Annotated in this window: 15 protein-coding genes; 6 read left to right on the forward strand and 9 right to left on the reverse strand. The window is 41.0% G+C overall.

Annotation, left to right across the window (positions count from 1 at the left end):
- Positions 1–166: 166 nt before the first annotated feature.
- The 6 genes from PN470_RS21940 to PN470_RS21965 all read right to left on the reverse strand — a co-directional run bounded on the left by PN470_RS21940 (position 167) and on the right by PN470_RS21965 (position 5,966).
- Entirely contained in the window at positions 167–1,162 is a 996-nt protein-coding gene (locus PN470_RS21940) for a lysylphosphatidylglycerol synthase transmembrane domain-containing protein (RefSeq protein ID WP_272105080.1), read from the reverse strand.
- Positions 1,163–1,253: 91 nt separating this feature from the next.
- Positions 1,254–2,351, reverse strand: a complete 1,098-nt coding sequence (locus PN470_RS21945) for a sulfotransferase family protein (RefSeq protein WP_016514891.1) — start codon at positions 2,349–2,351, stop codon at positions 1,254–1,256.
- A 5-nt stretch (positions 2,352–2,356) separates the two neighbouring features.
- On the reverse strand, positions 2,357–3,745 hold the full coding sequence (locus PN470_RS21950; protein ID WP_271936489.1) for an aspartate aminotransferase family protein: 1,389 nt from the start codon (positions 3,743–3,745) through the stop codon (positions 2,357–2,359).
- A gap of 377 nt (positions 3,746–4,122) precedes the next feature.
- Entirely contained in the window at positions 4,123–4,356 is a 234-nt protein-coding gene (locus PN470_RS21955; protein WP_271936492.1) for a photosystem I reaction center subunit IV, read from the reverse strand.
- Positions 4,357–4,434: 78 nt separating this feature from the next.
- Positions 4,435–5,064: a DUF6391 domain-containing protein gene (locus PN470_RS21960; protein WP_016514889.1), complete on the reverse strand. Its 630-nt coding sequence runs from the start codon at positions 5,062–5,064 to the stop codon at positions 4,435–4,437.
- Between the two features lie 200 nt (positions 5,065–5,264).
- Complete coding sequence (locus PN470_RS21965) at positions 5,265–5,966, reverse strand: 16S rRNA (uracil(1498)-N(3))-methyltransferase (protein ID WP_002775274.1); 702 nt, start codon at positions 5,964–5,966, stop codon at positions 5,265–5,267.
- Positions 5,967–6,094: 128 nt separating this feature from the next.
- Between PN470_RS21965 and PN470_RS21970 the strand changes: the two genes are divergently transcribed.
- From PN470_RS21970 to PN470_RS21995, 6 genes are all read left to right on the forward strand, one after another.
- Positions 6,095–6,421, forward strand: coding sequence for a hypothetical protein (locus PN470_RS21970; protein ID WP_016514887.1), 327 nt, complete (start codon positions 6,095–6,097; stop codon positions 6,419–6,421).
- A gap of 1 nt (position 6,422) precedes the next feature.
- Positions 6,423–6,563: a hypothetical protein gene (locus PN470_RS21975; protein ID WP_162205076.1), complete on the forward strand. Its 141-nt coding sequence runs from the start codon at positions 6,423–6,425 to the stop codon at positions 6,561–6,563.
- Positions 6,564–6,577: 14 nt separating this feature from the next.
- On the forward strand, positions 6,578–6,931 hold the full coding sequence (locus PN470_RS21980) for a restriction endonuclease (protein ID WP_271936500.1): 354 nt from the start codon (positions 6,578–6,580) through the stop codon (positions 6,929–6,931).
- Between the two features lie 73 nt (positions 6,932–7,004).
- Positions 7,005–7,172 (forward strand): hypothetical protein, encoded by a 168-nt coding sequence (locus tag PN470_RS21985; protein ID WP_271936502.1) that lies wholly within the window; start codon positions 7,005–7,007, stop codon positions 7,170–7,172.
- A 9-nt stretch (positions 7,173–7,181) separates the two neighbouring features.
- Positions 7,182–9,128, forward strand: coding sequence for an AAA family ATPase (locus PN470_RS21990; RefSeq protein ID WP_271936504.1), 1,947 nt, complete (start codon positions 7,182–7,184; stop codon positions 9,126–9,128).
- The gene (locus PN470_RS21995; RefSeq protein ID WP_002732247.1) at positions 9,128–9,535 is read left to right on the forward strand and encodes a hypothetical protein; all 408 of its coding nucleotides are present in this window, start codon (positions 9,128–9,130) and stop codon (positions 9,533–9,535) included. Before PN470_RS21990 ends, PN470_RS21995 begins: the two co-directional genes overlap by 1 nt.
- A gap of 42 nt (positions 9,536–9,577) precedes the next feature.
- On the opposite strand, the gene PN470_RS22000 is transcribed toward PN470_RS21995, so the two are convergent.
- The 3 genes from PN470_RS22000 to PN470_RS22010 are packed head-to-tail and all read right to left on the reverse strand — an operon-like array spanning position 9,578 to position 11,015.
- Positions 9,578–9,829 carry a hypothetical protein gene (locus tag PN470_RS22000; protein ID WP_002750923.1) on the reverse strand — a complete coding sequence of 84 codons (252 nt, stop codon included), beginning with the start codon at positions 9,827–9,829 and terminating at the stop codon, positions 9,578–9,580.
- Between the two features lie 4 nt (positions 9,830–9,833).
- A complete protein-coding gene (locus PN470_RS22005; RefSeq protein WP_002743467.1) occupies positions 9,834–10,592 on the reverse strand; it encodes a hypothetical protein in 759 nt (252 codons plus the stop codon).
- 30 nt (positions 10,593–10,622) lie between these two features.
- Positions 10,623–11,015, reverse strand: coding sequence for a Mo-dependent nitrogenase C-terminal domain-containing protein (locus PN470_RS22010; protein ID WP_002750927.1), 393 nt, complete (start codon positions 11,013–11,015; stop codon positions 10,623–10,625).
- Positions 11,016–11,686: the final 671 nt, after the last annotated feature.

Below are 11,686 nucleotides of genomic sequence, written 5' to 3' on the forward strand. Positions count from 1 at the left end.
TTACACGCAGTTGTTCATATATTTGTACTAATTTAAAAGTTACTGATAATACTAAATCTGGTTATTAAAGACTGATTATTTATTCCCCTTTTTGCATGAGTACATGAGTACGTGAGTGCCTCTCCTGATATGTTACCTATACTCAACGGATTTAGTATGATTGAGATTATTTTGAAGAGCGATCGGGTAAAGTCGGTCTTAGGGAAAATAACCACCAGATCAATAAACCTAATATAATCCAGAGAATATCTTTAACCCGGCGAATTACAGAAATCGCTAAACCTAATTCTAGACTGCCGGTTAAGGAAGCACCCAGCAGCACTAAAGAACCTTCTAAAGTACCGATATTAGCGGGAATAAAAAAGGTTCCAGCGCGTACCAATTGGGCAACAGAATCAAATAACCAAGCATCGGCAAAAGTGATCGGATGTTGGAGAAATTGCATTAAAACATAAATTTCTAAAACTCCGAGGGGCCAATTGAGAAAACCGACGATCAAGCCATTTCTAAATAGGGGCAGATTCCGGTAAAATTCTCCTAAACGATCATCGACACTGCGAAGATTTTCTAAAGGTTTGGCTAGGCGATCGCCTAAAAAAGAATGACCTAATCGATTAACTATTCTGGAGGATAAACGGAATCGCTGAATCAAGAAAAATATCAGAATACAACTGGAGAATATAGCAAGACTTAATCCGGTAAAAGTTTTAAAAGAATTAGAAAATTTTGGGGAAGCTAGGAGCAGAAAAAAACCGATAATTGCAAAGAAGACAAGGGAAGCAGTATTTAACGTCTTGGTCAAAATAATCGAGGCGCTGGTTTCTTTGTAGCTAATCTGATAGTGAGTTTTTAACATCACTGCTTTAAAACCTTCTCCTCCCAACGAAGCGAAGGGAGTCACGCGATTAAAGGCTGCCCCTACCATGTAAATTAATAATAGGCGAATTGTCCATCTAGGTTGGATAGGCATACTTTTAAAAGTTAGTTGCCAAGTAAAAACATCGGTGAGAAATTCTAGGAAATAAAAAATAATCACTAATGTCATTCCCCACCAACCGACTAGGGTGATTTGTTGCCAAACTTCTTGCAGATTTGTTTGGCGCAAAATTACCCCTAGTAAAACAAAACCTAAACCCAGAAAGATAAATTTAAGATATTTCATATTAAATTATGAGTTATGAGTTATGAGTTATGAATTATGACTGATAACTGATAACTGATAACTGATAACTGATAACTGAAAAAGCTGATAACTAAAAATAATTCCAACGTTGAATAAATGGCAGCCAATGGGATTCGACTAACTCGATCGCTTTTGGTTCTGGGGGATAATTATTTTTTTTATATCCTTGCAGACTGGCGATATATTTCTCAAAGCGAGGCATAGCTATTTTTAAGTCGGGAAGTTGCAGTTGATCGTAAATTTTCTCGATTTGTGCTAGGGGGTCTTTTTCTAAATCTTCAAAACGAATTTCTACAAAACTATCGGCGGGTAAATCGGCACTATCTCCCAGGAGAGAATTAAGCATTGGGGGATAACTTTTCAGAATCGCTTGCTCGATGACATCAATAGATAAATTATCGTAGGGTTGCAGTGCTAGTTCCGGTAGGATGCGGGTGAAAAAGTGGCGGGTTGAGGGAAAAACTAGATAGGGATTGCGGTAGATATGAATAAATTTAGCATCGGGCCAGATAGCTCGCAATCTGGCGATGTGTGCCGTATAAACGGGGTTTTTGAGTAGTAATTGTTTGCCTTTTTGGTGGATGGAAACTTTTTTTAATAGATGAGTATGCCAACGTTGCCAATTGGCGATTTCTTTCTCGCTGCAGCCTTGAAAAAAAACCCCTCGCTCGAAATGGTACTGAAAACGTTGGGGAAAGTATAAACCATGGTAGTAGGAAAGGGGGATCATGCTGGCCAGGGCGATCGAGTCTTCTTGGGGTGAATTGGGAGTAACGGCGACGTTATCCACATGGCGATCGCTTGGTAGAGCTAATTCTAGCAGCGGTTGAAATAAGCGGACGATGCCGAGTATATCCCAGGGTAATCCCACCGCTAGGGGCGAAATATAGCCAAAATGCTCCGATTGACCGAGTAAATTGTGCAGATGGGTCGTGCCGCTGCGCCAATAGCCGACAATAAAAATGGGTGCTTTTACCTGCACGCGGCGCTCATAAAACCCTGTCATTAAAATTCGTTCTAGGGTAGAAAAAGGCAGTCGCGCTAGGGTAACTGCCAGCGCCAGGGTTGCTGGGGCCAAATTGGGGCGATCGATGCCGCCATTAGTCAAAAATAAACGTAATAGGGTACTAAGATTACTACCGCAGAGGGGATGAAACAAACTGGACATATTAACTATTTTTTGGCGGTTTTTTGGCGGATAGCTTGACTGGCCAAGGTTTTGCCGAATTCCCAAGCGGCCCCTGGGAAGCGATGTGCATCAGCGACCACATCTTTAACGGCGGTGACAAGCCAACGGCAATCCTCATCGGAGAGGGTGAGGGGGGGGATAAACTTGATGATATTCATGCCGTGGCCGGAAACCTGGGAGAGGATTTGATGACGGGTAAAGAGGGGAACGACGATTAACTGGGAAAATAGCCCTTTATTGGCGGTTTCTAGCATTTTCCAGGCGGCTTTTAGTGACCAACTGCTCGGCTCGGCAAATTCCAAGGCGATCATCATACCCAATCCCCGCACTTCCTGCAAACATTCGTACTGATCTACGAGGGGCTGCAGTTCTGCGATAATTTGTTGACCGATCAAAGCCGATCGCTCGACTAATTTTTCCTCCTCAATCACCTGTAAAGTGGCAATACCGGCGGCCATGGCCAGATTATTTTTACCAAAAGTGCTACCGTGAACCACAGAACGATCCATGCGATCGAATACTTTATCAAAGATCCAGCGACGACAGAGAACCGCTCCCACTGGCACAAAACCGCCCGAAAGAGCCTTGGCAACACATAAAATGTCCGGTTCTACCCCCCAATGTTCCACTGCCCAAATTTTGCCGGTCCGGCCCAAACCGGTCTGCACTTCATCGGCTACAAAAAGAGTGCCATAACGACGACAAAGGGCAGCCGCCGCCGGGAGATAGTTCGGTTCGGGAATTCTCACCCCGTGACCTTGGATCGGTTCGGTAATAAAAGCCGCTACGTCTTGGTTAATTAGAGCTTTTTCGAGTGCGGTCAGATCGCCGAAGGGTATTTCCTTAAAATCGGCGACAAAAGGCCCAAATCCCTGGCGATAATGGGGATCGCCAGTGGCGGAAAGGGAACCCATGGTTAACCCGTGGTAGCCTCCCTGACAGTAAACAATTTGGCTGCGTCCGGTGGCGTAGCGGCTGAATTTAATGGCGGCCTCGACAGTTTCTGTGCCGGAATTAGCAAAGAAAACTCGTTCTAATCCGGGAGGGGCGATCGCTGCTAACCGTTCGGCCAGCAATCCCGCTAGGATAGAAGCATCCAATTGGACTAAATTGGGTAATGCTGCCGTCAATACCTCCTGTAAAGCTTGCACGATCTTGGGGTGATTGCGTCCGAGGGCGAAAACACCAAAACCACTCAGTAAGTCCAGATACTTTTCCCCCTGATTGTCGAATAGGTACGGACCTTGGGCTTTAACGTAGTGGCGATCATAGCCGATCGTTTTTAGTACCCTAACCATCTGGGGGTTTAGGTATTGTTCGTGGAGGGCAAAGTTTTCTTCTAGTCTTTTTTCTATCAGTTCTAAAATGCTCATAAATTCCAGATTTGATTACTGAAAAACTATTTTTCAAACACCTCAAAACCGATTATGTCCATAGCACATTATCATGATTTTTGGTTACTTAATATTATAAATTATTCAATATATTTTGTCAAGCATTTAAGAACTTATCTAGAATAATTAAACTAATTAACTCTTGTGGGCTAAAGGTTAAAGCAAATTTTAAATAATTTATTAGTCAGTTTTTATATGGTTGGGGCGCAAGCGATGCGCCCAAAATGTAATATCAGTAAACTGTTCACTGTTCACTGATAACTGATAACTGATAACTGACAGCTATAAAAAAACCGACCAACAAGAGAGAATTCCTGTCAGTCAGTCGGTGATGATAGGCTGAATTTTAGTCAGCTTTATTTCTTAGCGGGGGCAGCCTTAACGAGTTCCAATTCACTTTCAGCGAAGTTATTGGTATTCAGTCCACCGGCGCTACCACTAAAACCGTGGTAGTTAACAGTATCAAAACGGACGATAACGGGATAGAGGATACCACTTTTGTCAACACTGGCTACGGTTCCTACATCGTTGTACCAGTAAGACTCTTTCCGTTTGACTCTAACTTCGGCTCCGCGTTCGATTCCAGGCATAGCTGTTGTTTTTTTTTAGGGTTTAGTTAACAGGTTACAATCAGAGCGAGTTTGCCGAAAGGGTTTTTACTTTAAGTTTTATTGCAAATCTTGCCACTCCACTGCCACGAAATGCCCCGAACGTCCCCATAGGTCTGCCTTTGGTGCAATGTTAACGATTGTTAAGTTAAAGGGAATAGCCGTAGTCAGGTATTTTTGGGCCGACATTCCCACATCTGGCCCGATTTGAAAAGCGGTGGCAGTGGCTAAACCTAAGCCTAATAACTGAGAAATCGGACCTCTGGGGAAGATAAGATGAGTCCCTAAGACGAAGCCAGCGGTTAAGGCTAAAGTTACCGATAAATTGGTGCCACAACGCGGATGTAATGCCAATTGCCCCTCGCCATTTTTGAGACGACGGAGCGCCTGTTTGGCCGCAATTTGCAGTTCATTTGTATTAATCTGTCCGTAGAGATAAAAACCCCTATCGGTGGACAGTCCCCCCAGGGCCTCGTTATCTGCGGGGGAATGGTCAAAAGGCGATTGACGACGGGCAGCCATTTCGCTTAATACCCAGACGGTGGCGTGTTCCAAGGCGTGAACCTGTCGCAGGGTGAGAAATTCTTTGACACCGGGGATAAAGCCGATTTGTGCCAGTAAATCGCTGTCTTGCTGGGGCGAGGGGTTAAACCAGTCAAAAGAGGGGTTAGAAGGGCTACTAGAGGTCATAAAGTTGCGCTAGGGCGAGTTTTTTCGAGGAATATGAGGGTGCTATCGGGTTGCAAGGCGGTATCCCAGTCCAGGGTGGTTTCGACAAAAAAGGGAAAATCTGACCACCGGGGAACTGCTGCTAGTTCTTGCTTTGGGTAAGAAGCGAAAGGATTTCAGTTATCTCGATTGCTAGTCTTGGTCATAAAAACTGTAGTCAATTAGCTGTCTAAATAGGCGTTAATGATAGCGAGAGCCACTAAGGGAGCGGTAATTGTTCTCAAAATGCGTTTTCCCAGTGATACAGGTAGAAAATTAGCGGCGATTGCTTGTTCTATTTCTGCCTCCGTCCATCCCCCTTCCGGTCCGATGGCCATGGTTATCTCGGTTGATGTTTGCAATTGAGAAAGTAGCGGGGCCACTGTTCTACGCGTAACACCAATATAACAAGTTGTCTGTGGGTTAGCTCCCCGCTTAAGGATGGCTAAAAATGGCTGTGGTTCTTCGATTATGGGAATAATCTGTCTTTCTGATTGTTCTACAGCTTCCCGGGCAATTTTTCGCCAACGGTCAATTTTTTGAGGACTAGGATTAACTAAACCGCGTTCTGTCAGCAGCGGGATAATCCGATAAACTCCTAATTCGGTGGCAGCGCGAACAATATCATCAAAGCCATTTTTGGGAATTGCTACCATTAAATTCACTTGTACTGGTAGTTCGCTAGTTTCGTTTATCGCTTCTAAAAGATGGGCAGAATTATCAATTATTTCCGCTAACCACGCTTGTCCTTGTCCATTTAGGGCAATAAAACGGTCATGGGATTTTAAACGAACAACTTTTTTAAGATAATGACTTTGTTCGGGTGTTAAGGCAATTAACCCGTTTTCTAGGGTGTTAAAATCAAGAAGAAGACGGTAATACAAGGCGGTTTATTCTATATTGCTATCATGTTCAGAATCACTGTCAGCTATCTATTTTAGCTTTTGTGGTGTTTTTGTGTAGGGTAGATTAGCCTAAAACCTTGATCATTAACAAACACGGGAATTGATTAATGAATTTACTAGGCATCGTTTTATACTCTTTTACTGGGGTGCTTTTGTTGGGGTTAGCTGTAGCTATCTGGTGGTTGGTCGATACCCTATCTTTATCCCCCACTAAACCGAAAAGAGCTACTTCTAAAAATAATCGTCAAAATTTGCCAATCAGTCAGCAGCAACTTTTCTACTTAGAAAGAGAACTTTTAACCCTCGTGAATGGAGATAAAGCTTTAGCGACTCGATTACTTTTAAGTATTAGATTGAGAAATCCCCAACGTAGTAAAAGCTGGTGTTATGAAAAAGTGATTTATGACTTAAAACGAGATCGAGGAGGAATTTAAATTGTCACTACAACAATTAGACTTATTAGAAGAATACCGTAGCGATCGCCATAATCTCATTGAAAAAAATTTATCTACCTTGTTTAGATTGGTACCCGATTGGTGCGTCAGGGAAAAAGAATCGCTCGCTCTAGTTCCTTAGACAGCGATCGAGTTGTGTTATTATCACAGTTGTCTTCGGGAAATACTGACGCATTAGTGACAGTAAAATGTCTTGATGAGAGAGTTGATATAACACAAGTCAGTCCAGGAATTATCCTCGCTGCTGATGCTTCTCCTCGTCAATTTATTCAACGTCGCAGCAAAATTATCCCGGCAGCTGGTGGCCAAGAAAAAAGCAACTTGAATCGATGTCTTAACCCTTGGAGCGATAGTGAGGTAAAATTAATTACATCGGAGATCAAAAGAGTTATTGATTTTGCCCGGGCAGCCAGCAATCAAGCTACAGTTATTAACAGATTAGTCCAAGAATTAAGTTACTATGGTCTTACCTACTCAGATCTGTTATAAAATTTCTCGTCATCAAGAGCTCTCTTGGCAAATAAGCATTAAGACTTGACAATCCCCAACCCCCAGAAAATTCATGGACATAACTGCTAAAATTAAAGAAATAGCCCAAAAATATGAGATACCTCCCCAACTGCTAAAGGAAGCCATGACTTTAGAAGTAGAAAAAATTACTCTAAAAAATCGGCAGCTATCACCTAAAATTGTCAAACTTATCGAAAAATATACCGACTCCTCACAATAAATAAACTCTATGACTTTGAGACTGAAACAAATTCGCTTAACTAATTGGAAATGTTACCCTAGTCAAAATATTACTTTTAACCTGCATCCCGACAGAAAAATTCATATTATCTTCGGTAATAATGGCCACGGTAAAACTTCTCTGATGACGGCGATTTTATGGTGTCTCTATGGGGTAGATATTGTATCTAAAGAGACTATGAAAACCTATTTTTATCGAGGTGAGGGGGATTCTTCATCAGCAGAAGAAAAAGAAATGCGGGTAGAATTAAATTTTACTAGAAACGAGAAAAATTACTTTATCAGTCGCACAGCGAAATTAAACGTTAATGGTAGCACTTCTTCTCTCAGCTTAGAGGAAGCATTATTTTATGAAGATGGAACCATAAGAAGTAACTCTAGGGAATATATCGAAGCATTGCTTCCTAAATCTATTCGAGATTTTTTCTGTTTTGATGGCTTAAAAATTGAACAATATACCCAGATAACTCAAACTAAAGAAGCAAAAGAAGCAATTGAAAAAGTTTTGGGTATCCCGGAATTAAGAAATCTGCGCGATGATACAGAAAAAGCCTTACAAGAATTAGAAAAACGTTTAAATAAAGCAGAGGGAACCAGTCAGGAATTTACAGATAAGCTGCAACAATTGCGAGAATTAGAAGAAGAAATTGATCTGCAACAAGGTCAGCGTAAAAATGCTAAAGATGAGGGAAAAGATGCTATAGTTATCTACCAAGTCGCTCAAGAAAAAGCTGCTCAGATTGAAAGTTTACGAGAAAAGTTAGAGGAAATTCATAACTTAGATAAAAAGCGTATCGGTTTACAAACTGAGTTAAATAACCTGCAAAAGTCTATTGATTCTTGGTTAAAAACAGCTTCGATACCTTTGCTGATTAACTTTGTGCAGGAAATGGCCGATGATTTGCAAGTTACTAGCTTAAAAAGCAACTATAAAACTAATTCTACAGCAATTTTTAAAGCAATACTTGACGACGAAAGCTGTCTATGTGGTCGTTGTTTAGATAAAAGTTCTCGTGATTTTATACTTCAACAAATTGCCGAACTAGAGTCCTTAGAAGTGGACAACACCACCAGAATAGAAAAAGATCAAATTAGAATTGATTTACAGGGAATTATCCGAGATAATGCCAAATTTAGCAATTATAGTCAATTGCTTTTACAAAGAGATCTTTTAGAAGAAGAAATCGAAGAAATTAATCAAGATATGAGACAGCTAAAACAGGAAACCACGGGAATAAATCAAGACTCGGTGAGGGATATTTGGCGAAAAGTTGATGAATCGGAACAAAAAGTTAAGGAGATTGAAGAAAGGATCGAACGCTTGCAAAAGGACATTGAAATCAAAGAAAAGCAATTAGAAAATTTACGCAAAGAAGTGGAAATTTTAGCTAGTGAAAATCAAACCACACTGATGTTATCTAATCAGGTTAAAATGGCCAGAGGTTTAAAAAATGCCACTAACGAATTAATCGAATGGCATATCGATAATTCCCAAAAAATGATTAATCAAGTAACCAGCGATCGCTATTTACAAGTAACCAACAAACCAGAGGAATATAGAGGAGTAGAAATCACTCCCGAATACACTTTAGGAATCCGTACCATCACGGGAAAATTATTAAATCCCGATGTCTTAAGTGCGGGAGAAAAGGAAGCTTTAGCTTTTGCTTTTATCACTGGTTTAAATCAAATAACCGATAATTGTGTTCCCCTAATTATGGATACACCTTTTGGCCATTTAGACAAAGAACATCAAAAAAATATTATTAACTCTCTCCCTAATTTAAACTCCCAAGTGATTATTTTAGCCACGGATCGCGATCTTCCCGATCCACTTTTAAATCTGCTGCTCCCCTATACTACTGATATGTTCAAAATACACCGTTTGGCTGCCGATGAAGATGCTTCCGTGATTGAAGTGATGGAGAATTACTAATGCAGAGAATCGATCCCAGTTTGAAGATTTATGCCTCGGAAACTTCCAGAAATTATCTACAGGTACTAAAAGATAATAAAACCTTTGAGCGCATGGTAGATGCTTATTTATTCGCCGCTGCTTTTGCCATTAAAGAAGACTTCAGTATCTACGGAATCAATCTGAGTAATCGACAAGATTTAATTAATATTAGCCAAATCGAGCCAGAAGTTATTTTAGCTTTAACCGCAGGAATTTATATTATCTGTAAAAAGAATTCCTATCCTCAACCCAGCGACGGCAAAGAAGTTTTAGATAAGATCTGTCAATACGCAGAAGTGGGATTAAGGGAATTAAAAGAACGCTGGCAAGGCAAAGTCAGCAATCAAATTCAAGCTGACATTGAGAGAATTATCAATAATCTCTAAAATTCTCCCTATCTAACTATCTTTTTTAGGGATAACGACAAATTAGATTCTTTCCACACTGCCAAAAAAGACGGGTTCCACGCGAATAGCAACGATACTAGCTGGACGTAAAACCATATATTCCCCTTGAATATTTCTGATCGGAACATTGATAAAATCCCTGGAATCGGCTTTCGGAACTAATTCGTTACTGTACCACTTTTGAAATTCTTGGATAGTCAAAAAACGTACCTCCTCGCGATGTCCACTGCTCAAGAACAAATGTACAGCGTACTCGTCAGCTTTTCTACTCATTTTTTTAACTAATCAGATTGAATTTTTGTAATAAAGTTGCCATTAAAGGCGGAAAAGTGAGACGCAATTCGCTCAGATCCGAGAAAATTAATTTTTGGTAGCTTGGCAGGTCAAAAGCTAGTTTACCCTTTAATTCCGCCCGATTTTGATAGGTTAGCAGAATTTGTCCGCCCTGTTTACAAGCGATCGCATAACCCAATTCTACACCCACTAGGGGACTGGGCAGTAATTCCGTTTCCTTTTGGCTAATCGCCGTAGCATCGGCAATAAATAATAAACTTTTGCGAATTTTGCGTAATTGACTATCACTCAACCGGGTGACATTGCCCTCAGTTCGAGGCGTTTCTTCCATAGTTAAGGGCAAACGGGAGCGTTTATTGAGATTTTCGACGGTTTCGGTCAAAACTGTTTTTAAAGCGGTGCTAGAGTCCTTAAATTGGCTTTGGGAGCTAAAATAAATGATGGGATCCAGCCAAGTGCTGAGGTCCTGTTTAGTAAAGTAAATTTCTTGGGAAATCAGGTCAATATTCGAGATGACGTAACCGCCACTACCTTCGAGGTAAAATTCCACCCTTTCCCCTTCTAGATAGCGTTGGAACCAGACAGAACCCTGTATCGTCAGACTATCATCGAGAAAATCGGCTCTTAAACCCGATTTTAAGAGACTATTGCGACTTAAGCGCAAGTCGTGGGGACGTTTGACAACCTCACGGATAGGTTCGTATTTGTCCAGATACCAAGCTTTCAGGGCAATGATGGCCATAGGTGTGGCGATTAAAGACACTCTCCCATTTTAGCAGTAAGCACCGATATCCTCTCCACATTCATCGGCCAGGTAAGAAAGAGCGCGAAATCTTAACATCATCAGGTTTTCGTAGAGGGGATTTAGCTTGCAAAGGGGGGGAATCTCTAGAATTGTCCAGCTAAATAGGTTAATTTTCCGCGCAAAGGGACATTGAGCCGGAATTAGACGACAAATCCTGTGAGCTAGTTCAGGTGTATTGATTTCTAGGCGATCAATTCGTTGCCGCAGGGGTTGCCATAAATCCCATTTTGGTTGCGGTGACGGATTTTTCCGATTGCCTTTCGACCAAGGGGCGATCCAATTAGAGACAATTATTTTATTTGTGGTATAATCTGATACATCAGCATCGGCCATAGCTTTATCTTCAATTGATTGACTCATAAGGTTCTATCTGAGATTACGACAGGGCAAATGCTCTTTCCCGAAAATCCTCTAGGACGTTCGGACATTTGACCGCTTTAACGATAACATCTCTGGGATAAAATTACTCGTTAAGACTACACAGGAACGCTGGGGCTGCGGAGAGGAAATCTGAACTTTTGTACTAATTCCCGATCTCCGAGTTATCACCTGAAAGCTAATAGGCAACAGACGACAATAAGATAACGTCATGAGTCAGTTTAACTAGATTAATCTCTAAGCTTCCCCCAAAGATATTGGCTCTGATTAGAGCTATATCTAGGTTAGCAAAAAGTCAGGTTTTTTCACGTCAGCATAGTACACTTTTTCTGGGTATAAAATATCACCCGCTTTTGTCAAAGATACGCAATGCAAGGGGTGGGGTGTGGGGTGTAGGGTGTAGGGTGTAGGGTGTAGGGTGTAGGGTGTGGGAATTATGAATTATCAATTATGAATTATCAATTATCAATTATGAATTATCAATTATGAATTGGGTCGTTTTTTGCTGTCAACTGATAACTGATAACTGATAACTGATAACTGATAACTGATAACTGATAACTGATAACTGATAACTGATAACTGAAACTGATAACTGATTTACATTCTTTCCAAAACGGGAATTCCCAGGAGAGATAAGCCTAATTTTAGGG

It is taken from the genome of Microcystis sp. CS-574, from assembly GCF_028329095.1.
GTDB classification, from domain to species: Bacteria; Cyanobacteriota; Cyanobacteriia; order Cyanobacteriales; family Microcystaceae; genus Microcystis; species Microcystis ichthyoblabe_A.